Genomic DNA, 25,767 nt, shown 5'->3' with positions numbered 1-25,767 from the left:
CATCAAGGCCGGGGCAGGCTAATCGATAAACCGGATTTCAATCGTTTCAATCGCGCAAGGGAGGCTTATCTTGGCCCAGGACTCCGAAAAACTGCTCTCCATCCTCAAGCTGCAGCCGGTCGTGCCGGTGCTGATCGTGGATGATGCCGCCTCCGCCGTGCCGCTCGCGCGCGCTCTGGTCGCAGGTGGCCTGAAGGCAATCGAGATCACCATGCGCACGCCGGCGGCACTCGATGCCATCCGTGCGGTTGCGGCGGAAGTGGAGGGCGCCCATGTCGGCGCTGGCACCATCCTCAACGCCAAAGATTTCGAGGCGGCCGCCGAAGCCGGTTCCACCTTCATCGTCAGCCCCGGCATCAACAAAAGCGTGCTGGAAGCTGCGCGCGCCTCCAACGTGCCGCTGCTTCCAGGGGCCGCCACGGCAAGCGAAGTCATGGCGCTGCGCGACGAAGGCTACAAGGTGCTGAAGTTCTTCCCGGCGGAACAGGCCGGTGGCGCGCCATACCTCAAGGCACTGTCCTCGCCGCTCGCCGGCACGGTGTTCTGCCCGACCGGCAGCGTCTCGCTGAAGAATGCCAATGACTATCTTTCCCTGCCGAACGTCGTCTGTGTCGGCGGTTCCTGGGTTGCTCCGCGCGAACTGGTGGCAACGGCTGACTGGGCCGGCATCACCAGGCTCGCCGCCGAAGCCGCAGCACTGCGCGGCTGATCTACTACTTCTTCAAGCCCGTTCACGAAGGCGTGAGCGGGTTTGTCATTTGTATTCGTGCCATGGCTCCCTATCTTCCCGTGTAGACTTTACCCTCACAGGAGATTTTGATGTTCGACGCCAAGAAGCTTCTTGAACAATTCCTCGGCTCACAGGTGCCGGGCCTTTCGGGAAGCGTCCGTGACAGAGCCGGGCAGGCCGCCGATATCGCCAAGAACAATCCGATGAAGGCAGGTGCGCTTGCCGCCGCCATTCTGGGCACCAAGACCGGCCGCAAGCTCGCCGGCAATGTCGCCACCATCGGCGGCGTTGCGGCCATCGCCGGTCTCGGTTATCTCGCCTACAAGAATTACAAATCCGGGCAGGCGCCTGAAGTAGCTCCAAAACCCGAGCCGGAGCTTCTCGCCCCGCCCGCCGATTCCGCCTTCCATCCGCAATCTCCCGCCCTTTCCAACGATTTTGCGCTGAAACTCATCCAGGCGATGATTGCCGCTGCCAAGGCAGACGGCCATATCGACGAAAAAGAGCGCGCCAACATCATGGATAAGGTGCAGGTGTCCGGCCTCGACACTGAAGCCGAGCGGTTCCTCGAAAAGGAACTGGCCGATCCTCTGGATATCGACGCACTGGTGGCTGCTGCCCGCACAGAGGAGCAGAAGGTGGAAATCTACACCGCCTCGCGTCTTGCCATAGAGGCCGATACGCGGGCTGAGCGCGGTTATCTCGATCTGCTTGCCGGGCGGTTGGGATTGCCCGATGCGCTGGTCGATCATATCGAGTCGACGGTGGTGGCGGCGAAGGTTTGAGGTTAGAACAGGGGGGTGAACCACGCCCCCCTGCCGTATATGCACTGTTGTCATCCAGCCCCGCTTGGCCTAATCCTTCTCCCAGACAATGGGGAAGAGAATGCGCGATCTGAGTGATTTTAAGGGATGTCCGGCGCCGCAGCCGGTGACGCTGAAGGGCCGTTATGTGACGGCGGAAACGTTTGATCGCGACAGGCATCTTGCAAGGCTCTGGACTGCGCTTGGTGGTGAGGGGGTCAATGCGCTTCTCAAATATTTCCCGCAAAGCGGCTTTGCCGATGCTGCAGCCTTTGGTGACTGGCTTGTCAACGCGGGTGATAAACTCAACTGGGTGACATTGGTTTTCGTTGAAAATGCCACCGGTGACGTCGTCGGAATGGCAAGCTACATGCGGCCCGATCCCGCCAATGGCGTGGTCGAGGTCGGTTCGGTTGCCCATGGCGCCAGGATGAAGCGCTCGCCGCTTTCGACCGAAGCGCATTATCTGATGGCGAAACACGTTTTCGAGGATCTGGGTTACCGCCGCTACGAGTGGAAATGCCACAATCAAAACGAACCCTCCAAGATCACGGCGAAGCGTTACGGCTTCACCTTCGAGGGTGTGTTCCGCCAGCACATGATCTCCAAGGGTGCCAACCGCGATACGGCGTGGTTTTCCATGATCGACGGCGAATGGCCGTTGATTGGCAAGGCGTTTGAAATCTGGCTTTCGCCGGAGAATTTCACGGCCGATGGCGCGCAGAAGCGCAAGCTTGAGGATATCCGCGCGGAGCTCGCCCATGACCACGCCTGAAAAGAAGGCTGGCTCTGGCCGTAAAGACTGGTCGCCGGGCCTTGCAGCCGCTGGCATCATCCTTGGTTTCGGGCTGGTGTTTTACGTGATGCCGAAAATCATGCTGTGGCTGGGGGATTATTCGCCCTTTCTTGCGGCGGCGTTTGGCTCGGTGGTGGTGCTGTGCTTTTTCCTGCTGTTCTGGCTGCGCGCCCGCTACCAGCGCCGCCGCGACAGTCAGAACTGAAGCGACGCGCCAAGCAGCATAAGGCCCATCAAAAGCACGAACAGCGCACCGGCAATCTCGATCGCGTGGCCGATGCCCGCTGCCCTGCGGCTTCCGGGGCCGGCGAAGCGCACGGCAAGCCCCTTGGCCGAGACGGCCATGATGGCAAGCAGCGATACGGTGATGGCGGTACCCAGCGACATGGCAAGCACGGAAAGCACGCCGCCGAGAAAAATCCCGTTCAAGAGCGCAAAGCTCATGACGATGATGGCGCCGGAGCATGGCCGCAGGCCAACTGCGATGATCGCCGACCACGCTTCGTGCATGCTGAAATTCTTGCCTTTGAGAAGCAGCGGATCGGGCGCGTGCGATTTTCCGCAGGAGACGCAAAGATCACCTGTGCCACTATGGGCGTGGTCCGCGAAAACCGGCTTGCCCTGAAACCTGAGGCCCGTGCCCATGCCCGTGGTTCTGACTGCTGTTGCTTCCCCCGCAACGGCGAAGGCTGCAACAGGTACGCGCCGGATGCGCAGCGACCAGAGCTTGCGTAGCAGAAGCCAGGCGCCGAAGAGCGCCACCATGGCAAAGCTGGCGATCTCCATTGCCTGCGTGGCTTTCGTCATGGTGATGGAGGTGCCGCGCAGCACGAGCCAGGCTGCGACAACGAGGCCTATGGCCATTGCGCCCTGAATGAGTGCTGAAATGAAGGAAATGAGAATGCCGCGTTTCAGCTGCGTTTCATTGGCGATCATATAGGAAGAGATGACAGCCTTGCCGTGGCCAGGACCGGCGGCATGAAAGACCCCGTATGCAAAGGAGAGGCCAACCAGCGATGCCATCGCCCAATTGTCTTCGCGCATGGCTTTCAGGGCACCGGTCAGCGCCCGGTAGAACATCTGCTGGTGCACGTTGATCCATTGCATCAGCGGCGCGAACGGCCCGCCAGGGGCGAAGGACGGCTCGGCCGAGCCTATGCCGAGCGGCGATTGCGCATGGGCAGCACCTGCCACAGCCAGCACGCAGATCGCGGCGATGGTCAGGTGTCCGCAAAGGCGCCCGTTTCGGCTCAGCATGTCACCTCCAGCCGGGTGGCGAAGAGTTTGGTCATGTCGGTGCCGGTCGGGTCATTGAAGAAGGCGTCGGTGAGCGAACTCTGGTTTTGCGAGATCACCTCGTCCGGGTCGGGACGCACGACATGGTGTTTGCAGGCGGCGAGATCCTTGCCGACGGTCGCCAGATCGCCGTCTTTCGCAAAATCGATCGCCGTATACATGGTCGGGTCCCACGCGCCGAAGCTAAGCTTGCCCTTGATGGAAAGCGGCGTGTTTGGCTTGACGGAAAAGAACATCAGGATCTGCTTGTCCTTGTAGTCCACATGAATGGTGTCGGGCTTTGCGAAATCCACCTGTTTTCCGTTGGCGGTAATGAAGGTGTAGTAGGAATATTCGCCGAGCGATTCACGCACGGTGTTGCCGATTTCGGCCAGCTCGTTCTTGTCCAGCTTCAGGTCGCCGTTCTTGTCGTAATCCATCACCACGCTTGCCGAGAACATCTCGTCGAAACGCCAGATGTTGCGCACCTCCTGGATGGTACCGTTCGGCCCCTCGACGATTTCCATGCGCGCTTCGGCGAAAATATGCGGATGTGCCGCGGCGGCAACGGGAATGGAGGTCAGGCCAGCCGCAAGGAGCAAAAGTCGTCTGTTCATTATCCGGTCTGTCCTGCCTTCGAATCTCGGAGCTGGATTCTAGCAGAAATTGGGACCGAATTTCGACCTGATATGCGCTTTGGTGATGTGGCTGCCCAATGTTTCAGAAGGTGCCGGTGAAACGCGAGGTGACGCTCGATCCGCTATAGGACAGGTCGGTGTCGCGCTCGCCATGCAGAAGGCGGTTGAATTCCACCTCCAGCTTGCTGTTCTTGCCGGTGTCGAAGGACAGTGTGGCCACCAGCCTGCGTTCGCTGGTGTCGTAATTGTAATAGATCCAGTCCTTGTGGACACGCTGCAGCGCAAGGTCCAGCCCCACCTTGTCGGTGAGCTTGCTTTTAACCACGAACTGCCAGCGGCGGTGGAACTCGGCAATGGGATCATCAGGGTCGAAAAGCGCGTAATCCTGGGAGAAGCCAGCACCGAAGGCGATGCGGTCGGTAGCCTTCACCTCGGCTTCGGCCCTGAGATAGGGCCGGGTGCGCTTCACCTTGTCGCTGATATCGTCGCCGGAAATCGTCGTCAGGCCCCCTTCGGCCAGAACGGCGAAGCGTTCGGAGAACTTGTAACCGTAGGCAAGTGATCCCCGCAATGTGCTGGCCGGAAAACGCTCGTATTTCTCCTGCTGGCTTTCCGGCACGACAATGCGGTCATAAGCAATTGTCAGTCCGGCCTCGCCGCCGGCCAGCGGGCGCACATGTTCGGCCTTGAGCGACAAGAGCGCTTCATTGGCCTCCAGGCGGGTGGGCTCGAAATAGGCCGGACGAAAACGCGCCCTGCCTTTCATCAAACTGGCAAAACCCGCCGTCAGCGTGTTCTTTCCGCCAAGAGCAAGGATGGCGAGCTGTGTCGATGCCTCCAGCTTGTGGTCCAGTCGCCGGTAACCGATGTCTTCTTCCGGCAGATGCAGGAAGATATCGCCGGCATCGCTGCGTGTGCCACGCAGTTCCACGGCCCATTCCAGCCGCTCCGACAGACGCCTGGTCAGCCCCAGGCTGGCAATGGTGTTGTGTTCATTGGCAAAACGGTAACGGGGGAGGCGAACCTCCTCATGCTCGAGCGAATAACGCAGTTCCGTGCCATCAAGCGCGAACTTTCCGTTGAGCCCGAAGCCCGCGCGCAGCGAAATCGCCTTCAGCCGGTTGGTATCGCCGAAGTAATTGGTGTCGTAGCCGATGCCGGTTTTATAGGTGATATTGTGTTCATCGGCGTTTTCCCCCGCCTGCGCACCGCAGGTGCAGGCAAGCCCAAGAACAAGCGCGATGTATCCTCCCAGCCGCATTTGCATCTCCGGTCTCTAATTAAGCAATATCTTATATTTGGATGGTTAATAAAGTTTCAGGGGCGACATATTGTCGAGGCCGGAAGTCATGGTGTATTCCACGGAAATTTCAGGAGAATAGACCGGCGCCAATCGCGTAAAACTTAATTAAAATCACCAGTATTAAAGTTAATTATTTATTGTAATATTAGGCTTTGCTTGAATTAGAATCCTCTAAATATACAGTTCGACTACGCCATGGGGCGTGATCAAACATAAGAGGAGAGAGAAATGATTGCCAAATTTGCTTGCATAGCCGCTGTTCTTACTGTCGCTTCCGTTGGTCAAGCCAATGCCGGTGGTCTGCTGGGCGGTATCCTGTCCGGAAACAGCAACAAGGGCGGCGCACTCGTCGTCGTGTCGCCAAGCATCGATCTGGGTGTCAGCGGTATCCTGTCCAATAACGGGATTCTGAACGGCAACAAGACCGGTATCCTGAATGGCCTTCTCAACGGCAACAAGACTTCCGTCGATGTCATCGACAACAAGAACGATGGCGGCAAAAAGCGTCGCCACTAATGGTGCAGATCGAAAATCGACAGGGATTTTCGGCGTGAACGATGCGCGCAGGATATAAGCCGGAAGCAGTCCTCCAGCTACGTGTGTAGGACACACGGTGCTTCCGGAAATAACAAACGGCGCATCGCATGACTCCAAGGGGGCCTTCGGGCTCCCTTTTTTTGTTTGTGTGGCCGCCAATGACTGCACACACAAAACTGCGGGATGGCCACTACTCATGAGGGTTTTGTGATGCGATCGCTGTCGTCATATGTCGGGACGCACGGTTCGGGATCATCCGCGTGAGTTCTGATTTATATTTGATAAATATTGGCAATGTTAACGGGAATACGTTCTGCAAGCGCCTTTTTGTCCGTACCGTTTACGCGATTTTAACCACGATGTTCTTCAATCTAGGGGTGCGTCAACCCCGTCATTACGCTGCGTTTCTGGTCGCGAAAACTCGCATCACGCAGGTGCCGGGATGGTATTTTCAAGGAGCTATCGCATGTTGAAACAATCTCTTCTCGCTCTCGGCCTGCTCGGCATTCTTTCTGACGCATCCGTTGCCGCCGACGCCGTCGGCGATATTCCAGCGGCACCGGTCGTCAACGATGTTGCACCTGCCTTTTCCTGGGACGGTGTTTATGTCGGTGCCTCCGCCGGTTATGGCTGGAACCGCGTGAAGTCGACCACTTTCGGTGTCACCACGAAGCATGAATTTGACGGCGGCCGTTTTTCCGGTTTCGCTGGTTATAACGCTGAAGTGGCCCCCTCCATCATTCTGGGTGTCGAGGGCGATCTCGGTTATGCCTGGGGCGACAAGACCATCGTCACCAGCGAGGTTTCCGCAGGCCTGAACGGCTCCGCGCGTCTGCGCGCCGGTTATGCAATCGACCGGGCGCTGATCTACACCGCTGCCGGCTACACCGCGACGGACAGCGAAGTGAAGGCGCCCTTCGGTGAGGACAGCAAGGTGCTGCACGGCTGGACGGTCGGCGCGGGTGTAGACTATGCCTTTACCAACAACCTGTTTGGACGCGTCGAATATCGTTACAACGACTTCGGCAAGGCAACCTACCATACCGGTCCGATCACTTCGACCGGCGATGTCAGCGAACATGTCGTCAAGGTTGGCCTTGGCGTGAAGTTCTGACGGTTTTTCCGTCTTCGACAAGGGGCGGCGCAAGCGCTGCGACGCCCCGGTGCTCAGGGAAACAGGGGTGGCGCGCTTCGTAACGAGCGAAAACACACATCGCCTTCCGCTCGGGCTTGAACAGCATACCCTTATGGTGTGATGGTGGCATCAATCCACTTCCCGCTGCCGATCTCCAGTCGATTCTCCCATGCTACAGAAAAACACCTCGCCGGGCGTTTTTGATCGTCAGGCCTATATGATTGCCGTGCTGGTCTTCATCGCCGGCGGCACCAATGCGGCTGTTGTGCCATTTATCGGTTTTTACATCATACAGGTCCTCGGTCACCCGCCCGCCACGCTTGGTCTCTACAGCGTGACGGCAATGGTTGCTTCGATCATCGCCAGCCGCACTTATGGCGAACGTGTCGATGCCGGTGTGCGCGTGCGGCCATTGCTACTGCTCTCTGTGTTTGGTGCTTTTATCGCAGCGGCGGCGGCGACCTCCGGGCATCTGGCATTGCTCGTGGCGGTGACGGCAACGGGAATGGGGCTTTCCAACGCCGCCAGTACCCTGATTTTCAGTTATGGTCGCTATTATGGTCGGGTAAAAGCACTGGATGCACCTGCCTATAACGCCTTTCTGCGGACAATGGTGTCGCTGGCATGGATGCTGCTTCCGGCCGCCGCCTATCTGATCCTCGATCTTGCCGGTGCGCAGGCCGTGTTCATGAATGCCATGCTGATGGCGGCCATCTGGGGCGGGCTTGCCCTTGCCTTCGTGCCGCGCGGCCAGACATGCCCGATGGAACGACGGAAAGAGGGCGACAACGATACGCGGCGCAACCTGCCGCTGTTGATGGCGGCGGCGGCCAGCTTCTGCATGTCTTTCGCCCACGCCCTGTGCGCCTCGGCCCTGCCGGTATTTCTGGTGCGCGAGGTGGGCCTGCCGGATTACGTGCCGGGCCTGTCGCTCAGCGTCAAATGCGCGATGGAGGTTCTGCTGATCCTGCTTGCGCCAAGGATCATGCGCCGGGTCAGCGCTCGCATCCTTCTTTGTATCTCTGCGGTGATGGCAATCGTCGCCTTCAACGTCATAGCCTCGGTCCAGACCCTTCCGGCCATGTTGTTCGGAGCAGCACTTGAAGGGGCCTATTACGGGCTTTGCGCCGGAACGTGCCTCACCTTCGTGCAGGGCTTTGCGCGCGGACGCACCGCGCGGGCGACCGCGCTCTACATGAATTCCATTTTCCTTGCCGGGTTGTTTGCGGTGCCGCTTATGGGGTTTGTGTCGCAATATGCGAGCTTCGGTACGTCGATCAGACTTGCTTCGGTTGGTGCAGGGGCAGCCCTGCTGCTGCTGTTCCTGACGCGGCGTCAGGTCAGCGAATAGCGAGACAACGCCGAGGTTTCTGGCGCTGACACCTATCAGCCCTCATCCCTGTGCTTGTCACAGTAAGCCAGTCGATGCGCGTCTGCGTGGCGAAAAGAGCCCCTTTCAGCCCAAGGAATTGGGCTGTCTAGATTCCCGTGACGAGCAGAGGAATGAGGGCAGATATTGAGCCGTATCGAGCCATCCGTCGAAACCGGACGTGCGCCTGTTGCTGTCCTTACGCCGAAATATCGACAATGCCGCAGTCGCCTGCCTCGGAGGCAAATGCGAGCAGTTTGCCGGTGGCGCTCCAGTCCATGCCGGTAATGGCGCCCTTGCCGGGGCGGCGAAGCAGGGCTTCCTTGCCATCCGCAAGCCGCACGCCGAGGATCATGCCGTCAATGAAGCCAATGGCCAGCACATCTTCCAGCGGGTGAAAGGCGACATTGGTAGCCATGATGTTGGCGCGGCTGCCAAGTTCTTCGGGTGCCTTGCCCATCGGGCCGTCCTTGCCGGAAAACGGCCAGACGATCGCGGCCGGGGCACCTGATGAGGCGAGCCACTTGCCCTTTGCCGACCACGAAACGGATTTCACCTTGGCGGGATAACCCGTCATGCGCATATGGCGGGCTTCCATGCCGCCCTTGGTGGCCTCCATCTTCCAGCCATGCAGGGCGTTTTCCTGCATGGTGGTGACGAGGAACTTACCGTCAGGCGAGAAGGTGACGCCGGTATGGGCACCTTTCCATTCCAGATCGACCGGATCGCCTGCACTCGCCACCCAATGCAGCGTCACGCCGTTATAGCGTGCAACGGCAATGCGCAGGCCCTTGGGCGCGAAGGCTATTGCCTCCACCGTGCGTTCTTCCTTGAATTCCTTGACCGTGCCGTCCGAGAGGCGCACGAAGCTGGACTTGCCGACGCCATAAGCGACCGCCTTCTGCGGTCCGCCGGCAACGACGCCCACCCATTTGCGCGGCACATTGGCGATCTCGCTGAGGCTGCCATCATGGCCAATGCGCAGCACGCGCCCATCTTCGCCGCCGGAAAGCAGCGTGGCGCTATAGGGATCGCGGATGCAGGTCAGCAGACCCTCATGCGCCTCATTGACCTTCTCGCCGCCATCCAGCCGGTGAATGGTGCCGGCGGCGGTGGCAAACAGCGGAATGTCGCCGAGAAAATGGGTCGAGACCACGTGGCCTTCGATATCAAGCGGGGCAACAGTCGGCATGGGGCATCGGTCTTTCGTCTATGTGTTTGTCATTGATGGATTTCGGCCGCAGACCAGGTCGGGAAGACCCGTTGGTGCGGTTTCAACCCGTGGCGTCAAGGTCGGTCCTCGGGTCATACCCGGGGATCACTCGACCATCCATATGCTGGCGGCAATGGCTTCTTGGGTCAAGCCCGAGGATGACGTCGAAAGTGAGGAAGGGCACCGAAAACGCCAAGGGTGGCACGGTGCCCCGTCAAGGATGTCAAGCCGTGGCGAGGCAGGCGTTGAAGCTCTTTTCCAGCTTTTCGCGGTCGAGTTCGCGGCCGATGAAGACAAGGCGGCTTTCGCGCTTTTCGCCTTCCTTCCACGGGCGCTGGTGATCGCCCTCGATGATCATGTGCACGCCCTGCACCACGTAACGTTCCGCATCGCCCTTGAATGCGATGATACCCTTGAGGCGCAGGATGTTCGGGCCGTCCGTCTGGGTGACCTTCTGGATCCACGGGAAGAAGCGCTCAGGGTTCATTTCGCCGCCGCGCAGCGACACCGACTGCACCGTCACGTCATGGATCGGGGAGGCCGCGCCATGGTGGTGGTGATCGTGGCCGTGGTCATGATCGTGGTGCGCGTGATCATGGTCGTGATGATGGTGGTCATGTCCGTGATCGTGCCCATGATCATGGTGGTGGTGGTCACAATCAGGACCGCACGCGTGATCCTCGTGGCCGTGCTCGAGGAAGTGCGGATCGTTTTCGAGCGCACGTTCCAGATTGAAGGCGCCCTGGTCGAGAACGCGGGCGAGATCGACGCCGGAACGGGTGGTCTTGTAGATGCGCGCAGAGGGATTGATGGCGCGCACGATATCCTCGATGCGGGCGACTTCTTCCGGCGAAACGAGATCGGTCTTGTTGACGATAACGACATCGGCAAAAGCGATCTGGTCTTCGGCTTCGCGGCTGTCCTTCAGGCGCAGCGGCAGGTGCTTGGCATCGACAAGTGCGACCACGGCGTCAAGCTCGGTCTTGGCGCGCACGTCGTCATCCATGAAGAAGGTCTGGGCGACCGGAACGGGATCGGCAAGGCCAGTGGTCTCGACAATGATGCCGTCGAATCGGCCGGGCCGGCGCATCAGGCCTTCGACCACGCGGATGAGGTCGCCGCGCACCGTGCAGCAGACGCAGCCATTGTTCATTTCGTAGATTTCTTCGTCGGATTCGACGATCAGATCGTTGTCGATGCCGATCTCGCCGAATTCGTTGACGATGACAGCGTATTTCTTGCCGTGGTTCTCGGACAGGATACGGTTGAGAAGCGTCGTCTTGCCGGCGCCTAGATATCCCGTCAGGACGGTGACTGGAATGGGCTTGGCTGGTGCTGTTTCGGTCATGGAAACCTCGCGTGGAGAAAGGCCGGTTGAGGCCTCAAGGAATAAGTGTCGACGTCCATATAGGCGCGACGTTCGGGCAGTTCAAAGGGATTCTGGCTGGTTTCGGCGCAGTTTTTCAAATTTTGTTATGAAATAACGTTATGTCAAAAGCGTGGACGTCTTCAAGCAGTTCGACAAGGCCCGAAACGGCATGGGAAATGATCCTTTCGCCCTTCTCGGCTGAGGCGGCCGCGGCGTTTCCGGCAACGCCATCAGGGTTCAGGTCGCCCATAAGCCAACCGAAAGCGTGTGGACCATAGGCACGCAGATGCCTGAAACGGCTGGCGAAATCGCTCTGGCGGGAGGGGAAGTTGGCGGCTTTTTCCATCGCCACCCGCTCCGGGCAAAGCGCCAGCATGACCGACGTCTCGATATCTCCACCATGGATATCGATCGCCTTGTCTTCAGGCTTCACGATATCCACCGGCACGCCGAAACGAGTCCAGCTGGTGGCGACCGCCAGCATACCGAAGCGGGCGCGCGCCTCGGTGGCGACGATGGTCATTAATGGCGAATTGCCGCCATGGGCGTTCAACATCACGAATTTGCGCACGCCTTTTTCATATTCGGCCTTAGCAATGCCGAGCCAGCGCTCAACGGCCTCATCGTAACGCAACGACTTCGTGCCCGGCACATTCATGTGCTCGATGGAATATCCAACGGGCTCCACCGGCAGGAAGGAGACCGGCAGACCGGCGGGCAAAACAGCAGCCAAACGGGAGACAATGCCCGTCGCAATCAGCGTGTCTGTCTCAAAGGGCAGGTGCGGCCCGTGCTGTTCGTGCGCACCGAGCGGCAGCACTGAAATTGCACCTGTTGCGCGAAGATGAGGGTCTGTTACGTTTTCGTCGTGATAATGCGTGTATGAGTTTGGCATCTGGCAGTCCGCGCGTGCATTCGGTAAGGATTTCCAGCAACATATATCGGTTCCGCCACAGGGTAAAAGGCACTCGCATATGAGCAAGGACAAAACTGGGCATAAGGACAAGGGCGCCAAAAAGGACAAGGGCACCAAGAAAGTAAAGGACGCCAAGAAGAGGGATGAGAATTTCAACCCTGAGGAACTGGCGCAATCCATCACCCAGGCCGCCCGTTCCATGCGCACGGCGCTGAGCCACAGCCTTGCCGAAAGCGGCCTTTATGCCGGGCAGGACGGCGTTATTCTGGCGTTGGCGCAGGAAGGCAGCCTCACGCCTGGGCAGATCGCCCAGAAACTTGGTGTCAAGGCGCCGACCATGACGCGAACCATCGGCCGCATGGAAGCCCAGGGCTTCGTGGAGCGCAGTGGCGATGACGAGGATGGCCGCGTAACACTGGTGAAACTGACGGAGACAGGCCTGAAAAGCGTCGAACATATCAACGTATCGATCGCAAATTGCGGTGCGCGGGCGATTGAGGGGCTTTCGGCCAAGGACATCAGGACGGTGGTTAAACTTCTCAAGGTGATCGATACCAACCTTCAATAATTTGTTGAGTTTTTAAAAACCACTGTCTTTTTGTTGATATTCCTTAAATCGGTTGCGGATTTTGTTTAAATTGTTTAATTGCGATTTAAACAGAAACGTCTGTCAATGACATGGGTTTGGGGAGAAATGCCGTGGCACAAAAGATCAAACTGTCGACAATCGCCGAAAGCCTCGGTCTATCGACTGCCACCATCTCCCTTGCATTGCGCGACAGTCCGCTGGTCGCCTCTGACACCCGCGACAAGATCAAGGAACAGGCCCGGGCGCTCGGCTACATCTACAACCGCCGGGCCGCCAGCCTGCGCACCTCGCGCTCCGGCATTATCGGCGTGGTGTTCCACGATGTGATGAACCCGTTTTATGGGGAAATTCTCAAGGCCATCGAAACCGAGCTGGATCGCAGCCGCCAGACCTTCATTCTGTCCAACCATTATGATTCGGTTGAAAAACAGCGCACCTTCATCGAAACGCTGCTGCAACTAGGTTCTGATGGTATCATCATGTCGCCCGCCATCGGCACGCCGATCGAGGACATGACGCTGGCTGAGGAAAACGGCATGCCCGCCATTCTGGTGGCCCGCTCGCTCGAGGGCGTCGACATGCCGACCTATCGCGGCGACGACAGCTATGGTATTTCGCTTGCGACCAATCATCTGATCAGTCTTGGCCATCGCACCATCGCCATGGTTGGTGGTACCGACCAGACCTCGACCGGCCGCGATCGTTATCAGGGTTATGTCAACGCGCTGCGCAAGGCGGGAATCGAGGTCGATCCGAACCTGCGTATTCCCGGCCCACGCTCCAAGCAGGGCGGTTTCGAGGCCGCCGTGCATTTCCTGTCGCTGCCGCAGAAGCCCACCGCTGCCGTCTGCTGGAACGATCTGGTTGCCATCGGCCTGATGAACGGCATTTCGCGCGCCGGACTGGTGGCGGGCGTGGATATTTCCGTGACGGGTTACGACGATCTGGAGGAGGCGGCCATCGCCACGCCGGCGCTGACCACGGTGTCCAACGGACAGGCCGAGGTGGGGCGCCTTGCGGCGCGCGCGCTTCTGGACAGGCTGGCGGGCAGCCACGAGCCGGATGGCGTGCACCTCATCAAGCCGGAAATGCGCATCCGCCAGTCGACAGGGCCGGTGCGTCCGAGGGTTTGAGCAGCGTTTCTCTCTCTTTCGTCATTCCGGCCTTCAGCCTAAAGCCAGCCAGCTCAAGCCCTTGAGCTGGAAAGACTCTTTGCGCCCCGCCGACGCGCGCCTGAAGTCCGGCATGACGGAGGCGGGCGCGTAAAAAAAACGGCATGAAACTTCCGTCTGCCCCCATAGCTTCCCCTTATTGCCCTTTTCACGGCCGCCGTTGTTTGAAAAGATCGCGGCCCAGAAGAGCGGGATGGCGAGTGGTTCGCCGATGAATCCGCTCTGACGATATCGGAATGCAATCAGGAGGAATATCCACCCATGTCTGACAGACAAGCCGTCGTTCTCGTTCCCGGCAAGATCAACCCGCGCGTGCTCGAACGCCTCGAAGGCAAGGTCGAGATCGTGACAGTGCCCGCCGGTGCTGAGCCGGTTCTGCCTGATGGTGCGGCTGAGCGCATTAATGCCATCGCCGTTTCAGGCGTCGTCAATGCCAAATGGATCGATGCGCTGCCGAAACTCGAGATCATTGCCAATTTCGGCGTCGGTTACGATGGCGTTGATGCCAAACATGCCGCCACGCGCGGTATCGTGGTGACCAATACGCCCGATGTGCTGAACGACGAAGTTGCGGACACGACGATTGCGCTGCTGATCAACACGGTTCGTCGTCTCTATCAGGCCGAAACCTGGCTGCGTGAGGGTAAATGGGTTGGCGAAGGGCCCTTCGCGCTTTCGCCGTTTTCCCTGCGCGGCCGCAAGGTCGGCCTGTTCGGCATGGGCCGCATTGGCCAGGAAATTGCCAAGCGGCTGGAGCCATTCAAGGTGGAGATCGGCTATCATACCCGCAGCAAGCGCGATGGCCTGCCCTATACCTATTACGGTTCGCTAAAGGAGATGGCGCAGGCTGTCGACACGCTGATCTGCATCGTGCCCGGCACCCCTGAAACGCACAAGGCGATCAACGCGGAAATCCTCTCGGCACTTGGTCCGCAGGGCGTGTTCATCAATGTCGGACGCGGCTCCAGCGTCGATGAGGATGCGCTTTTGCAGGCCCTCAAGAGCGGTGCGGTGGGTGCTGCCGGTCTCGATGTGTTCTACGCCGAACCGAAGGTGCCGGAAGCATTCCTGTCACTGCCGAACGTTTCCCTGCTGCCGCACGTCGCCTCTGCGTCCATCCCGACGCGCAATGCGATGGCCGATCTGGTGGCCGACAATATTCTCGGCTGGTTTAGGGATGGCAAGGTGCTGACGCCGGTGCCGGAAACGCCGGTTAAGGGATAACACCTCTCCGCCGTCATCCTCGGGCTTGTCCCGAGGATTCAACCACGTAGCGTTAAATCAATCGGTTGCAGATGCTCGGGACAGGCCCGAGCATGACGAAAGAGGCAACGTTCCGCGCTAACCCCGCCTCCGCCTATTCCGCAATCTCACTCGTCGCGACCCATCGTCCCTCGGCGAAGGACCGGGCCATGGCATGAATGCTGCGCTCGATCTTCAGGCCTTCCTCGAAGTCGATGATATGCGCCGTCTTGCCCTCGATGGCCGCGATCAGTTCCCGGCACTCGATCACCTTCAGATCGTTGAAGCCGAGCCCGTGGCCGGGGGCGGGGATGAAGCGGTCATACGGCTTGTGGTGAGGGGCGGCGAGAACGGTTCTGAAACCCTGCTCCTCCGGGCGCCCGTCCGTGGTGTAGAGCTGGAATTCGTTCATCCGCTCCTGGTCGAAAAGGATCGAGCCGGTGGAGCCGTAAATCTGGATGGCGATACGGCCCTTGCGGCCCCAGGCCGAGCGGTTGGCGATCAGCACCGCCGAAATGCCGCCTTCGAGCTTCAGAAGCACGCTGGCAAGATCATGCGTTTCCACAGCGCGCTCGCCGCCGCCACTTAGCGGCCGCGTCTCGTAAGGCTTCACCATATCGGTGATCGCGCTTTCGGCATGGCCGAAAAGGGAAAACAGAAGTGACAGCGGATGAACAGCGAAATCATCCAGCGCGCCATAGCCGGAGGAGGCTTCGCTCTTCCAGTAGAAGGGCTGGGTGGCATCCGCCATGAAGTCCTCATCCATTTCCGCACGGACATGGTAGACATTGCCGATCGCGCCTTCGTCGATAAGGCGGCGCATATGGCGGATGACAGGGTTCTGGATGTAGTTGTAGCCCATGGCCGCCGCCTTGCCCGAACGGCGGGCCGCATCGCGCATCTTCATGGCATCCGTGAAGGCAGGCGCCATCGGCTTTTCGCACCAGACGTGTTTGCCGGCATCAAGGGCGGCAATCGCCATTTCGGGGTGAAAGGCATTGGGTGTGGTGACCGAGATCACATCGATTTCAGGATCGGCAAGCAGATCGCGCCAGTCGCCGGTCGAGCGGGCGAAACCGAACTCGGCGGCTTTCTTCGCCGCAAGCTCGGGATTGACCTCTGCCAGTGTGACCAGTCGTGGACGCTCCACATCGCCGAAAACGCTGGTTACGTTGTTCCACGCCAAAGCGTGGCACTTGCCCATGTAACCCGTGCCAATAAGGCCAACGCCAAGAGCGGCCATGGTCTCTTCTCCCGAAGTTATTAGAATGAAATCAGTGGTTTAATAATTTATGCTGTTCTTGAAGCACTGTGTATAGCGGCAGAGTCGATATGGTCCCACGGCCCTCATCCCTGTGCTTGTCACAGGGATCCAGCCAGCCCAAGTCATTGGGCTGAAAGGACTCTTCCCGTCGCGCAGACGCGCGCCGGCTGGATTCCTGTGACAAGCACAGGAATGAGGGTGTTGCGGCGTGCCTCAGGGATTGTCGCGCTTGAAAATCCAGTCGTGATCGGGGTGGTTCTTGAAGCGCCATTTGCGCATCGGCCCGGCCATCACGTTCAGATAATACATCTCGTAGCCATAAGGCGCGCCGCAGGGGTGGTGTCCCTTGGGAACCAGCACGACATCGCCGTCCGCTACAGCCATGGTCTCGTCCAGCGACCCATCCTCGGTGAAAACGCGCTGGAAACCGAAACCCTGCGCCGGGTTGAGCCGGTGATAATAGGTCTCTTCCAGATAGGTCATATCGGGGTAATTGTCTTCGTCATGCCGGTGCGGCGGATAGGACGACCAGTTGCCCGACGGGGTGAACACTTCCGTCACCAGGAGACTATCGGCGACATCGCGTTCTTCCATGGCGATGGGGAAAATGTAGCGCGTATTGGCGCCTTTGCCGCGCTCGGTCAGTTGCACGCCATCGGGACCGATCTGTTGCGCTTCGCGGCTACCTTTTTCACCCGGTGCGGTGCAGACACCGACGGTGCAATCCGTCGTGGCCGTCAGCGACCATTCGGAGCCGGCGGGGACATAAACGCAGTGCGGCGGCTTGCGCTCGAACACGTTCATGCGGTCGCCGAGTTCACCGAACTCCTTGCCCCCGGCGGAAATCTTCGCCTTGCCTTCGACAAGCACCAGAATGACTTCCTTATCGCCGGTGTTTTCTGCCGCCGTCTCGCCCGGCTTCAGACGATAAAGGCCGAAACCGACATAACCCCAATCCGCGCTTTGGGGCGTGATGTCGTGCACCTTGCCGCTTGTCGCGACCGGCTTGCGCAGAAGTGAGGTCATGGTGGTGTTCCTTTTTGGTCAGTCGTTCAATTTTTCGGGCGGCTATTCCCGCGTTTCCCTCATCCCTGTGCTTGTCACAGGAATGAGGGAGTATAGGGCCTCAAGCCGCCTGAGCCTTGTCCAGCCCGGCCTCGCGGGCAAACGCCTTCAGCGATTTCAGGCCGAGGCTCTGATATTCGAAGGGGTTGCGCACATCGGGGTCTTGTTCGGCCTCGATGACCAGCCAGCCGCTGTAATTGTGCTCGGCGGCAATTTTCAGAACCGGCGGGAAGTTTACGCCGCCCTCGCTGTCACCCGGCACGGTGAACACACCGCGGCGAACGCCTTCGAGGAAGGAAAGCCGCTCGTTCCGAACCTGATCGGCAATCACCGGCCGCACGTTCTTGGCGTGGATATGGCCGACGCGGTGCATGTATTTCTGCGCGACGCGCACGGGATCTCCGCCGCCGAACAGGCAATGGCCGGTATCGAGCAGCAGATGGGTCTTCGGCCCGGTATGCTTCATCAGAAGGTCGATCTCGTCTTCGCTCTCGACCACGGTTCCCATGTGGTGATGGTAGACTAGGGTGATGCCCTGTTCGGCAGCATAGGCCGCCAGCGCCTCCACACCCGCGCCGAACTTCGCCCAATCTTCAGCCGCAAGGCGCGGACGGTCGACCAGCGCCGTGTCGTCGGCACCGTGAATGGCGTTCGAGGTCTCGCAGACGATGATGACTTTCGAGCCCATGGCTTTCAGCAGATCGAGCGCCGGCTGCATGGCCTTCTTTTCGGATTCGATGCTGTCGGTCAAAAGGTTCAGCGAATGCCAGCCGGAGACGAAGGAAAGGCCACGCGGCGCAAGCACACCCTTCAGGCCTTCCGGGTCAGTCGGGAACTTGTGGCCCTTCTCGATGCCGTCGAAGCCGATCTTGGCGGTTTCGTCGAGGCATTGTTCAAGGCTGATATGGGCGCCCAGCGTGCGGTCGTCGTCGTTGGACCAGGCAATCGGGTTGGTTCCGTAACGGATCATCTTATTGTCTTTCCTTGATATGGTTTTCGTAGCGCGCGCGCGCCGGTCCGATTTCGGCCCGGTCGGAAACTTCGGGTACCGCCACATCCCACCAGTGGCCACCGGCCTGCGGGGTCGGATAAGGGTCGGTATCGATGACGATGACAGTCGTGCGGCTGGATTCGCGAGCGGACGCAAGCGCCGCTTCCAGCTCGGCGATGGTGGAAACCTTGCGCGCATCCGCGCCCATAGAGCCGGCATGGGCGACGAAGTCGATGGCGATGGGGTTGACGTTGGTGTGGGCGTAGAGGTTGTTGAACTCCGCGCCGCCGGTTTCCATTTGCAGCCGGTTGATGCAGCCGTAACCGCGGTTATCGGTGATGACGAGCGTGATCTTGACGCCCATGGCAACCGATGTCGCAAGCTCGGAATTCATCATCATATAGGAGCCGTCGCCGACCATGACGATCACGTCCCTGTCCGGTTCCGCCATCTTGATGCCGAGGCCGCCGGCAACCTCATAGCCCATGCAGGAGAAGCCGTATTCCATGTGATAGGAAAGCGGCAGCTTGGATTTCCACAACTGATGCAGTTCACCCGGCATGGTGCCCGCTGCACACATGACGACGGTATTGTCGCGCGACTGGCGCTGCACGGCGCCGATCACCTGCATGTCGGTGGGCAGGCTGTTGGCGTTTTCCTCACCCGGTGCCGCCGTATCGGCATCGGCCTTCTCGAACCATGCCGCCTTGAGCTTGGCATCCGGTGCCGTGAAGCGGTGGCTGCCAAGCGCGGCTGACAGTTTTTCGAGACCGATCTTCGCATCCGCCGTCAGGCTGATCGCATCATGCTTGGCGCTGTCATAGGGCTGCACGTTGAGGGCGAGGATCTTGCGGTCCGGGTTCTTGAACAGCGCCCAGGAACCGGTGGTAAAGTCCTGAAAGCGGGTGCCGACGCCGAACACCAGATCGGCTTTCTCGCTTATGATATTGGCGCTTTCGGCACCCGTGACGCCGACCGGGCCGAAATTGAGATCGTGATCCCACGCCAGTGCCGATTTGCCGGCCTGGGTTTCGACGACCGGGATGGAATGGGTTTCCGCAAAACGCTTCAGCGTTTCGGTGGCGCCGGAAAAATGCACACCGCCGCCGGCAACGATGACGGGGTTCTTCGCAGCCTTCAGCGCGGCAACGGCCTCTTCGAATTCCACCACATCCGGTTCCGGGCGGCGTTGACGCCAGACGCGCTTTTCAAAGAAGCTGACGGGATAATCATAAGCTTCCGCCTGCACGTCCTGGCAGAAGGCAAGCGTTACCGGGCCGCAATCGGCCGGGTCCGTCATGGTGCGCATGGCGCGGGGAAGGGCGGTCAGCAATTGTTCCGGGCGCATGATGCGATCGAAATAACGGCTAACCGGGCGGAAGCAGTCATTCACCGTCATCGTGCCGTCGCCGAAATCCTCCAGTTGCTGGAGCACGGGGTCGGGACCGCGATTGGCGAAGACATCGCCGGGGATGAGAAGAACCGGCAGGCGGTTGACATGGGCGAGCGCTGCCGCTGTTACCATGTTGGCAGCACCGGGGCCGATGGAGGAGGTGACCGCCATTGCCCGCCGGCGACGCAGCTGCTTGGAATAGGCAATCGCCGCATGCGCCATGGATTGCTCGTTCTGGCCGCGATAGGTCGGCAGTTCCTCGCGAATGCCATAAAGCGCCTCGCCGATTCCGGCGACATTGCCATGGCCGAAGATGGCCCAGACACCGGCAATATAGGTCTCGCCATGCTCATTCATCTGCGCGGCGAGGTAACGAACCATAGCCTGCGCAGCCGTCAATCTGATTGTCTTCACGCTGCCTCTCCCTTTTTGGCGCGCGCCTCATCCCATATGCGGCACAGGCTGGTATAGCGCTGCGCCACGTCCTTCACCGCTTCCTCATCGGTGATCTTGCCACCGAGCCAACCCCGCGCGGCGTCGGCGAAAATCGTGCGGCCAACCGCGAAACCTTTGACCAGATCGAAACCGGCGGCAAGGCGGAAGCTCTCCTCCAGCTCGCTTTGCGGTGCGTCGAGACCAAGAACGACGATGCCGCGCACGTAAGGATCGTTGCGATGCACGGCGTCGCAGGCATTTTTCCAGGCGGCTCTGGTTTTCATCGGCTCCAGTTTCCACCAGTCGGGATAAACGCCGATCTCGTAGAAGCGTTCGATGATGCGCGCGGCGGTCAGATCGTCGGTCGGGCCGACCTTGGAGGGAATGACCTCGAGCAGCATTTCCAACCGGTTGCGGCGTGTCGCCTGGAACAGACGCATCACCGTCTCCTCCTGCGCGGCGCGCATTTCGTCGGTATCATCCGGGTGATAGAAGCACAGAACCTTGACGACATTTTCCAGCGGCCATTCGGAAAGCCCGCCGAAATCCTTGCCGAGTTCCGGTTCCAGCGTCAGCGGGCGCGAACCCGGCCATTCCACCGGCCGGCCTATCCACAGACCGGAGCCGCTGGCTGCGAAAAGCGCATCGCGTCCGAGGCGGCCATCGCAGAGAATGCCGTAACCCGCCTTGCCACCGGCGACCGTTTGCGCGGCCTCTAGGCAGAGCTTCTTGAAGGCGCCGATGCGCTCATGTTTAATGCCGAGTTCGTCGGCGATCGCTTCCAGTTGCATGCGATGGTCGAAGGCGAAGACGCGCATTGTGTCCCATTCGCCCTTGCGATTGGTTGACCAATGCACCTGTTCCAGCGCCTCATCCTTGCGCAGCGCCTTGTTGCGGATGCCGGCCTTGAAGAAATATTGCAGCTCTTCCCAGCTCGGATAGGCGGGAGTGCAGCCGTGGCGGGAAACGGCAAAGGCGCCACAGGCATTGGCGTATTTCAGCGTTGTCGGCCAGTCCTCGCCGCGCAGCCAGCCACGGAAAAGCCCGGCCATGAAACCATCGCCCGCGCCGAGAACATTGAAGACCTCGATCGGGAAACCTTCGCCCGTCTCGCCATCGTCCAGGCTTGCCGGAATTTCGCCGGCGAAAACCGAAGCACCCATCGGGCCACGCTTGCACACCAGCGTCGCGTTCGACACCTTGCGTACGGCATTCAGTGCGGCCAGCGTATCGGTCGAGCCGCCGGCAATGTGGAATTCTTCTTCCGTGCCTACAATCAGATCGAAGAGATGCAGGGTGGATTGCAACTTGGCGGTGACCTTCTGCGATTCCACGAAGCGGCTTTCGCCATCGCCATGGCCGGCAACACCCCAGAGATTGGGTCGATAGTCGATGTCGAGCGCTGTTTTCGCACCGTTTTCGCGGGCAAGTTTCAGCGCCTTCAGCACGGCCGCTTCCGTCTTCGGATGCGACAGATGCGTGCCGGTGGCGCAGACACAGCCTGCTTCGGCAATAAAGGCGGGATCGATGTCGTCTTCGCTGAGCGCCATGTCGGCACAGTTCTCGCGATAGAAAATCAGCGGAAACTGGTTCTGGTCGCGAATGCCGAGAAGCACCAGCGCCGTCAACCGCTCCGGGTCGGTTTTCACGCCGCGTACGTCCACGCCTTCGCGCACCAGCTGTTCACGGATGAAGCGGCCCATATGCTCGTCACCAACGCGGGTGATGACGGCACTGGCAAGGCCGAGCCGCGCAGCGCCGGCCGCAATATTGGTGGGGGAGCCGCCAATATATTTGGCAAAGGAGGCCATGTCCTCCAGCCGGCCGCCGACCTGCGAACCATAAAGGTCGACCGACGAGCGCCCGATCGTGATAAGGTCAAGTTTTTTCAAAAGCTTCCTCCTTCGGACCCCGCATTGAGGGAGCCTGATGCCAGTGGGCCTCCTCCGCCCACTTTCTGTCTCACCACCTTCGGGTGCATTCACGAGACGGACAATTATGGAATGCCCGTTTCATGAATTTGGATCATAAATTCTATTTTTTATGTTTTCAATAAAAATATTCAGGCTGTTTTGCGTGTTCCCACAGCGACAGCGAGTGTGATGGCGAGACAGAGCGTGGCGGAAAGCGAGCGGAATGCACCAAAATCGATTTCCGTTACCGTGAGCAGCGTCGCGCCGGACTTGCGTAGCGGATTGACGGCCGAATCGGACATGGCGACGACCGGAATACCATTGGCGCGGGCCATTTCCGCCAGTTCCAGCGTTTCAGCCGAATAGGGGGAGAAGGTGATCGCAATCAGCGCATCGTCGCGGGAGATGGCGCTGAGGTTGCCGAGGCCACCGACGGCGCTGTGCAAAACCGCAGGTACCTTCATTTTCTCGAAGGCGTAAGCGAGGTAACTGGCAATGGGGAAGGAGCGCCGCAAACCGATGATATGCACGGTGCGCGCCTGTGCCAGCGCCGAGACCGCCTCGTCAAGCTGCCGTGTATCGACCGATTTCAGCAGCATTTCCAATGAGGACCGGCCAGCCTCCACGAATTCCGCCAACAGGCCCGACGCGCTCTCGTCGCCCTTTTCGCGCAGGTGGTCCAGCCGGGTCGCATAATCCGGCCAGCCGCCGACATAGGAATCGCGAAACAGGCGCTGCATCTCCGAAAAGCCGGAAAAACCCATGATCTGGCAAAAGCGCATGAATGCAGACGGCTGCACGCCGGCACCTTCTGCCATTTCGGCGACGGTGGAAACGGCAATGCGATCCTGATTGGACGCGACATAATCTGCACATTGACGTAATCGTTTCGGCAGGCCTTCCGCGACCTGAAGCAACCGCTCCTCAAAAGCCTTCACGGAGTCTGGCGCATCGATTGCCGTCATTGTCGTTCCTTTGTGCAGATTGAAATCGTGTGCACTTTAACTGCAATGGAATTTTTATTCCATTGTGTTTTTTACGAACGGATCAATGAAGCGGGATCGGGGTTTGTTGCGGTGTGTGATCGGGTTAACTTTCGTCATTCCGGCTCGAGGCCGGAACGACGAAGAGGGGGTGATTGACGCTTTTGGATCAGTGCAATCCACCCACGCCAAGATGCGTATCAACAATATCCGGGTTCGCCGCAAGATCGTCGGACGGTCCTGACCAGACGATGCGGCCGCGTTCCATGATGATGGCGTGGTCGGCGAAGTCGATGGCCATCTGGATGCGCTGTTCGATGAGAAGAATGGTCATTTCGCCCGATTGCGCGAGTTTCGAGAAGGCCGCCATCAGTTCCTCGCAGATAACAGGGGCGAGACCTTCGAGGGGTTCATCGAGAAGCAGCACCTGCGGCTGGCCGAGGATGGTGCGGGCGGTGGAAAGCATCTGCTGCTCGCCACCGGAGAGTTGCGAGCCGAGATTGCGGCGTCTTTCCTTCAGGCGCGGAAACAGCGTGTAAGCTTCCTCGATGGCCGATTTCGGCCGGCCCTTGAGGCCGACGAAGAGGTTTTCTTCGACTGTGAGTGTCGGAAAGACATCGCGGGTCTGCGGCACGTAACCGAGACCGGCAAGGGCGCGGGCAGCACTTGGCAGGGCGGTGATGTCCTGCCCGCCGAGATGGATATCACCGGCAAATCGTTTCGTCTGCCCGGCAAGCGTGGCAAACAGGCTTGTCTTGCCAACGCCGTTACGTCCGAGCACCGCGAAACGCGAACCGGCGGGAACGGAGAGCGACAGACCCTCGATGACACGGGTGGGGCCGTAACCGGCGGTCAGGTTGGCGATTTCAAGCGGCGCTGCGGGCATTGGCGTAACTTCCGAGATAGGCTTGGCGGACTTCTGCGTTGCTGGTGACTTCGCCAGGCGAACCGTCGAATATGACGGCGCCTGCGGCGAGCACGACCACACGTCTGGCGAAACGGAAGACCAGATCCATGTCGTGTTCGATCATCAATATGGCGAGGTCGGCGGGCAGGCGATCGAGCGCCTGTTCGATACGCGCCGTTTCCGTCGAGGGAACGCCGGCGGCAGGTTCATCAAGCAGCAGGATTTTGGGCCTGAGCGCCATGGCAAGTGCGATCTCGATGAGCCGCTGCTGGCCATAGGCGATTTCACGGACGCGGGTTTCGGCGATGGCAAGCAGGCCAAGCGTTCCGAGAATGTCGCGCGCCTCGCTCATCACCGTTGGCATGGAGCGGTAACGGCCGAAAATCCGGCCCGTTCTGCCTTCCCTTTGCAGAATGGCGAGTGCGACATGTTCCTCCGGCGTCATGTCCTGGAACAGCCGCGTCACCTGAAACGAGCGGACAAGTCCGCGCTTCACGCGCTGACTGGCGCTGAGCCCCGTCACGTCTTCTCCGGCAATCCGCACGGTTCCGGCGGATGGCTTGATGTTTCCGGTAACGAGGTTGACGAAGGTGGTCTTGCCGGCGCCGTTGGGCCCGATCAGCACGGTGCGATCGCCGGGCGAAAGCGACAGCGAGACATTGTTGGTAACGACGAGACCGCCGAAATTTTTCTGCAGGCCGGAAACTTCGAAAATGGCGCTCATTTGCGATCTCCCCGCAGGCGCGCGATGATCTGTTCGCCCGCGCCATAAAGGCCGCGCGGCGCAAACAGCACGACGGCGATCAGAAGCAGGCCTACGATTGTGAGCCAGTGGAACGGATTGGCGGCGGAAACGACGTCTTCGAACCACATGAAGGTGACGGTGCCGATCAGCGCGCCATAAAGCGAGCCCGCGCCACCGAGAACCAGCATGACCAGCGCTTCGGCAGACAGCGTGAAGCTGAGGCTGTCGAGGCCGACCACCTGCGTGGAGATGGCGTTCAGCGCGCCGCCGATTCCGGCGACGATGCCTGATATCACGAACATCTTCAAAATCGTGCCATTGACCGAACCGCCCATGGCCTGAATGCGGATGCTGTCCTGCTTGACGCCGCGACACAGCATGCCGAAGGGCGAATTGACGACGACGCGAAGTGCCAGAAAAACCAGAAGCAGCAGGCAGACGCCGTAGATATAGGCGGTGCGGCCGTAAAGATCGAATTCGAAGGTGCCGAACAGCGCATCGGGCGAGACGCCGGCAAGCCCGTCGCTGCCGCCCGTCCAGTCCGACGCCTTGTTGGCCGCCTCATGGAAAAGATGGACGACGGCGATGGACAGCACCAGCTGCGGCAGGCCGTGCGCGCGCAACAGAATGGTGCCGGACAGCAATCCCGCGATGCCGCCCACTGCTGCGCCGATGAGGGTCATGAGAAGCGGGTCGGTGATACCGTAGTGGGCAGCGGCAATGCCGGCGGCATAGGCGCCGGCACCGAACAGGGCCGCATGGCCAAGTGTCGCCACGCCGCAATAGCCGGTAACGAGATCGATGGAGAGCACGAGAAGCGCTATCGCGATGATACGCGTCAACAGCGCCAGATTATCCGGGAACAGGAAGTAACCGGCGATGGCGGCGATGATGATGAGCAGCGGACCGCCAATCGCGCGCAGGGGCGAGCGGGCCTTCGGCGGTTTTGCCGTTTCAGTGAGGTCGTTCATGAGCACCGCCATC

Annotated in this window: 25 protein-coding genes; 10 read left to right on the top strand and 15 right to left on the bottom strand. The window is 59.8% G+C overall.

Features of this window, described 5'->3' with window-relative positions:
* Positions 1 to 70 precede the first annotated feature (70 nt).
* From ACQZ63_RS13170 to ACQZ63_RS13155, 4 genes are all read left to right on the top strand, one after another.
* Positions 71 to 709: a 2-dehydro-3-deoxy-phosphogluconate aldolase gene (locus ACQZ63_RS13170; protein ID WP_003516242.1), complete on the top strand. Its 639-nt coding sequence runs from the start codon at positions 71 to 73 to the stop codon at positions 707 to 709.
* A gap of 110 nt (positions 710 to 819) precedes the next feature.
* The gene (locus ACQZ63_RS13165; RefSeq protein WP_003516244.1) at positions 820 to 1,515 is read left to right on the top strand and encodes a tellurite resistance TerB family protein; all 696 of its coding nucleotides are present in this window, start codon (positions 820 to 822) and stop codon (positions 1,513 to 1,515) included.
* 100 nt (positions 1,516 to 1,615) lie between these two features.
* A complete protein-coding gene (locus ACQZ63_RS13160; RefSeq protein WP_019566970.1) occupies positions 1,616 to 2,308 on the top strand; it encodes a GNAT family N-acetyltransferase in 693 nt (230 codons plus the stop codon).
* The gene (locus tag ACQZ63_RS13155) at positions 2,295 to 2,534 is read left to right on the top strand and encodes a hypothetical protein (protein ID WP_003516247.1); all 240 of its coding nucleotides are present in this window, start codon (positions 2,295 to 2,297) and stop codon (positions 2,532 to 2,534) included. Before ACQZ63_RS13160 ends, ACQZ63_RS13155 begins: the two co-directional genes overlap by 14 nt.
* Here ACQZ63_RS13155 and ACQZ63_RS13150 read toward each other — a convergent pair.
* The 3 genes from ACQZ63_RS13150 to ACQZ63_RS13140 form a co-directional block, all read right to left on the bottom strand.
* Positions 2,525 to 3,586 (bottom strand): nickel/cobalt transporter, encoded by a 1,062-nt coding sequence (locus ACQZ63_RS13150; protein ID WP_173994369.1) that lies wholly within the window; start codon positions 3,584 to 3,586, stop codon positions 2,525 to 2,527. The genes ACQZ63_RS13155 and ACQZ63_RS13150 overlap by 10 nt on opposite strands.
* Complete coding sequence (locus tag ACQZ63_RS13145) at positions 3,580 to 4,221, bottom strand: DUF1007 family protein (RefSeq protein WP_004430943.1); 642 nt, start codon at positions 4,219 to 4,221, stop codon at positions 3,580 to 3,582. Before ACQZ63_RS13145 ends, ACQZ63_RS13150 begins: the two co-directional genes overlap by 7 nt.
* A 103-nt stretch (positions 4,222 to 4,324) precedes the next feature.
* The gene (locus ACQZ63_RS13140; protein WP_448799257.1) at positions 4,325 to 5,503 is read right to left on the bottom strand and encodes a hypothetical protein; all 1,179 of its coding nucleotides are present in this window, start codon (positions 5,501 to 5,503) and stop codon (positions 4,325 to 4,327) included.
* A gap of 270 nt (positions 5,504 to 5,773) precedes the next feature.
* Here ACQZ63_RS13140 and ACQZ63_RS13135 point away from each other — a divergent pair, with 270 nt between their 5' ends.
* The 3 genes from ACQZ63_RS13135 to ACQZ63_RS13125 all read left to right on the top strand — a co-directional run bounded on the left by ACQZ63_RS13135 (position 5,774) and on the right by ACQZ63_RS13125 (position 8,568).
* Complete coding sequence (locus ACQZ63_RS13135) at positions 5,774 to 6,061, top strand: hypothetical protein (protein WP_004430950.1); 288 nt, start codon at positions 5,774 to 5,776, stop codon at positions 6,059 to 6,061.
* Between the two features lie 487 nt (positions 6,062 to 6,548).
* The gene (locus tag ACQZ63_RS13130) at positions 6,549 to 7,196 is read left to right on the top strand and encodes an outer membrane protein (protein WP_004430952.1); all 648 of its coding nucleotides are present in this window, start codon (positions 6,549 to 6,551) and stop codon (positions 7,194 to 7,196) included.
* 190 nt (positions 7,197 to 7,386) lie between these two features.
* Positions 7,387 to 8,568 carry an MFS transporter gene (locus ACQZ63_RS13125; RefSeq protein WP_013762339.1) on the top strand — a complete coding sequence of 394 codons (1,182 nt, stop codon included), beginning with the start codon at positions 7,387 to 7,389 and terminating at the stop codon, positions 8,566 to 8,568.
* A 217-nt stretch (positions 8,569 to 8,785) separates the two neighbouring features.
* On the opposite strand, the gene ACQZ63_RS13120 is transcribed toward ACQZ63_RS13125, so the two are convergent.
* The 3 genes from ACQZ63_RS13120 to ACQZ63_RS13110 all read right to left on the bottom strand — a co-directional run bounded on the left by ACQZ63_RS13120 (position 8,786) and on the right by ACQZ63_RS13110 (position 12,063).
* The gene (locus ACQZ63_RS13120; protein WP_448799256.1) at positions 8,786 to 9,778 is read right to left on the bottom strand and encodes a WD40 repeat domain-containing protein; all 993 of its coding nucleotides are present in this window, start codon (positions 9,776 to 9,778) and stop codon (positions 8,786 to 8,788) included.
* A gap of 244 nt (positions 9,779 to 10,022) precedes the next feature.
* A complete protein-coding gene (locus tag ACQZ63_RS13115; protein WP_004430957.1) occupies positions 10,023 to 11,147 on the bottom strand; it encodes a CobW family GTP-binding protein in 1,125 nt (374 codons plus the stop codon).
* A 115-nt stretch (positions 11,148 to 11,262) separates the two neighbouring features.
* Positions 11,263 to 12,063 carry a creatininase family protein gene (locus tag ACQZ63_RS13110; RefSeq protein ID WP_112291464.1) on the bottom strand — a complete coding sequence of 267 codons (801 nt, stop codon included), beginning with the start codon at positions 12,061 to 12,063 and terminating at the stop codon, positions 11,263 to 11,265.
* Positions 12,064 to 12,142: 79 nt separating this feature from the next.
* On the opposite strand from ACQZ63_RS13110, the gene ACQZ63_RS13105 reads away from it, so the two are divergent.
* The 3 genes from ACQZ63_RS13105 to ACQZ63_RS13095 all read left to right on the top strand — a co-directional run bounded on the left by ACQZ63_RS13105 (position 12,143) and on the right by ACQZ63_RS13095 (position 15,069).
* Positions 12,143 to 12,652 carry a MarR family winged helix-turn-helix transcriptional regulator gene (locus ACQZ63_RS13105; RefSeq protein WP_004430960.1) on the top strand — a complete coding sequence of 170 codons (510 nt, stop codon included), beginning with the start codon at positions 12,143 to 12,145 and terminating at the stop codon, positions 12,650 to 12,652.
* A gap of 131 nt (positions 12,653 to 12,783) precedes the next feature.
* On the top strand, positions 12,784 to 13,806 hold the full coding sequence (locus ACQZ63_RS13100; protein ID WP_004430963.1) for a LacI family DNA-binding transcriptional regulator: 1,023 nt from the start codon (positions 12,784 to 12,786) through the stop codon (positions 13,804 to 13,806).
* 300 nt (positions 13,807 to 14,106) lie between these two features.
* Entirely contained in the window at positions 14,107 to 15,069 is a 963-nt protein-coding gene (locus ACQZ63_RS13095) for a 2-hydroxyacid dehydrogenase (RefSeq protein WP_013762344.1), read from the top strand.
* 133 nt (positions 15,070 to 15,202) lie between these two features.
* Here the strand turns inward: ACQZ63_RS13095 and ACQZ63_RS13090 are convergent, their stop codons facing one another.
* The 9 genes from ACQZ63_RS13090 to ACQZ63_RS13050 all read right to left on the bottom strand — a co-directional run bounded on the left by ACQZ63_RS13090 (position 15,203) and on the right by ACQZ63_RS13050 (position 25,766).
* Positions 15,203 to 16,330 carry a Gfo/Idh/MocA family protein gene (locus ACQZ63_RS13090; RefSeq protein WP_112493271.1) on the bottom strand — a complete coding sequence of 376 codons (1,128 nt, stop codon included), beginning with the start codon at positions 16,328 to 16,330 and terminating at the stop codon, positions 15,203 to 15,205.
* A gap of 234 nt (positions 16,331 to 16,564) precedes the next feature.
* Complete coding sequence (gene iolB / locus ACQZ63_RS13085) at positions 16,565 to 17,377, bottom strand: 5-deoxy-glucuronate isomerase (RefSeq protein ID WP_333717962.1); 813 nt, start codon at positions 17,375 to 17,377, stop codon at positions 16,565 to 16,567.
* A 100-nt stretch (positions 17,378 to 17,477) separates the two neighbouring features.
* On the bottom strand, positions 17,478 to 18,386 hold the full coding sequence (iolE, locus tag ACQZ63_RS13080; protein WP_065663301.1) for a myo-inosose-2 dehydratase: 909 nt from the start codon (positions 18,384 to 18,386) through the stop codon (positions 17,478 to 17,480).
* A gap of 1 nt (position 18,387) precedes the next feature.
* Positions 18,388 to 20,214, bottom strand: coding sequence for a 3D-(3,5/4)-trihydroxycyclohexane-1,2-dione acylhydrolase (decyclizing) (gene iolD / locus ACQZ63_RS13075; protein WP_038495047.1), 1,827 nt, complete (start codon positions 20,212 to 20,214; stop codon positions 18,388 to 18,390).
* A complete protein-coding gene (locus ACQZ63_RS13070; protein WP_448799254.1) occupies positions 20,211 to 22,127 on the bottom strand; it encodes a bifunctional 5-dehydro-2-deoxygluconokinase/5-dehydro-2-deoxyphosphogluconate aldolase in 1,917 nt (638 codons plus the stop codon). The genes iolD and ACQZ63_RS13070 overlap by 4 nt, the downstream gene beginning before the upstream one ends.
* A 170-nt stretch (positions 22,128 to 22,297) precedes the next feature.
* Positions 22,298 to 23,113, bottom strand: a complete 816-nt coding sequence (locus ACQZ63_RS13065) for a MurR/RpiR family transcriptional regulator (protein ID WP_004430982.1) — start codon at positions 23,111 to 23,113, stop codon at positions 22,298 to 22,300.
* 187 nt (positions 23,114 to 23,300) lie between these two features.
* On the bottom strand, positions 23,301 to 24,017 hold the full coding sequence (locus tag ACQZ63_RS13060) for an ABC transporter ATP-binding protein (RefSeq protein WP_004430985.1): 717 nt from the start codon (positions 24,015 to 24,017) through the stop codon (positions 23,301 to 23,303).
* Positions 23,998 to 24,762, bottom strand: coding sequence for an ABC transporter ATP-binding protein (locus ACQZ63_RS13055; RefSeq protein ID WP_112154169.1), 765 nt, complete (start codon positions 24,760 to 24,762; stop codon positions 23,998 to 24,000). The genes ACQZ63_RS13060 and ACQZ63_RS13055 overlap by 20 nt, the downstream gene beginning before the upstream one ends.
* Positions 24,759 to 25,766 (bottom strand): branched-chain amino acid ABC transporter permease, encoded by a 1,008-nt coding sequence (locus tag ACQZ63_RS13050; protein WP_025595027.1) that lies wholly within the window; start codon positions 25,764 to 25,766, stop codon positions 24,759 to 24,761. Before ACQZ63_RS13050 ends, ACQZ63_RS13055 begins: the two co-directional genes overlap by 4 nt.
* Position 25,767: the final 1 nt, after the last annotated feature.

It is taken from the genome of Agrobacterium sp. CG160-95, from assembly GCF_053521725.1.
This window is presented reverse-complemented; position numbering and strand designations above follow the sequence as displayed.

Bases quoted from the DNA above. Each gene is read 5' to 3' on its own strand.
- ACQZ63_RS13105 (WP_004430960.1), top strand. From the start codon at position 12,143: ATGAGCAAGGACAAAACTGGGCATAAGGACAAGGGCGCCAAAAAGGAC.
- iolB (WP_333717962.1), bottom strand. From the start codon at position 17,377: ATGACCTCACTTCTGCGCAAGCCGGTCGCGACAAGCGGCAAGGTGCAC.
- ACQZ63_RS13065 (WP_004430982.1), bottom strand. From the start codon at position 23,113: ATGACGGCAATCGATGCGCCAGACTCCGTGAAGGCTTTTGAGGAGCGG.
- ACQZ63_RS13060 (WP_004430985.1), bottom strand. From the start codon at position 24,017: ATGCCCGCAGCGCCGCTTGAAATCGCCAACCTGACCGCCGGTTACGGC.
- ACQZ63_RS13095 (WP_013762344.1), top strand. From the start codon at position 14,107: ATGTCTGACAGACAAGCCGTCGTTCTCGTTCCCGGCAAGATCAACCCG.
- ACQZ63_RS13125 (WP_013762339.1), top strand. From the start codon at position 7,387: ATGCTACAGAAAAACACCTCGCCGGGCGTTTTTGATCGTCAGGCCTAT.
- iolE (WP_065663301.1), bottom strand. From the start codon at position 18,386: ATGATCCGTTACGGAACCAACCCGATTGCCTGGTCCAACGACGACGAC.
- ACQZ63_RS13165 (WP_003516244.1), top strand. From the start codon at position 820: ATGTTCGACGCCAAGAAGCTTCTTGAACAATTCCTCGGCTCACAGGTG.
- ACQZ63_RS13055 (WP_112154169.1), bottom strand. From the start codon at position 24,762: ATGAGCGCCATTTTCGAAGTTTCCGGCCTGCAGAAAAATTTCGGCGGT.
- ACQZ63_RS13110 (WP_112291464.1), bottom strand. From the start codon at position 12,063: ATGCCAAACTCATACACGCATTATCACGACGAAAACGTAACAGACCCT.
- ACQZ63_RS13120 (WP_448799256.1), bottom strand. From the start codon at position 9,778: ATGCCGACTGTTGCCCCGCTTGATATCGAAGGCCACGTGGTCTCGACC.
- ACQZ63_RS13145 (WP_004430943.1), bottom strand. From the start codon at position 4,221: ATGAACAGACGACTTTTGCTCCTTGCGGCTGGCCTGACCTCCATTCCC.
- ACQZ63_RS13140 (WP_448799257.1), bottom strand. From the start codon at position 5,503: ATGCGGCTGGGAGGATACATCGCGCTTGTTCTTGGGCTTGCCTGCACC.
- ACQZ63_RS13155 (WP_003516247.1), top strand. From the start codon at position 2,295: ATGACCACGCCTGAAAAGAAGGCTGGCTCTGGCCGTAAAGACTGGTCG.
- ACQZ63_RS13135 (WP_004430950.1), top strand. From the start codon at position 5,774: ATGATTGCCAAATTTGCTTGCATAGCCGCTGTTCTTACTGTCGCTTCC.
- ACQZ63_RS13115 (WP_004430957.1), bottom strand. From the start codon at position 11,147: ATGACCGAAACAGCACCAGCCAAGCCCATTCCAGTCACCGTCCTGACG.
- ACQZ63_RS13160 (WP_019566970.1), top strand. From the start codon at position 1,616: ATGCGCGATCTGAGTGATTTTAAGGGATGTCCGGCGCCGCAGCCGGTG.
- ACQZ63_RS13150 (WP_173994369.1), bottom strand. From the start codon at position 3,586: ATGCTGAGCCGAAACGGGCGCCTTTGCGGACACCTGACCATCGCCGCG.
- ACQZ63_RS13090 (WP_112493271.1), bottom strand. From the start codon at position 16,330: ATGGCCGCTCTTGGCGTTGGCCTTATTGGCACGGGTTACATGGGCAAG.
- ACQZ63_RS13130 (WP_004430952.1), top strand. From the start codon at position 6,549: ATGTTGAAACAATCTCTTCTCGCTCTCGGCCTGCTCGGCATTCTTTCT.
- ACQZ63_RS13050 (WP_025595027.1), bottom strand. From the start codon at position 25,766: ATGGCGGTGCTCATGAACGACCTCACTGAAACGGCAAAACCGCCGAAG.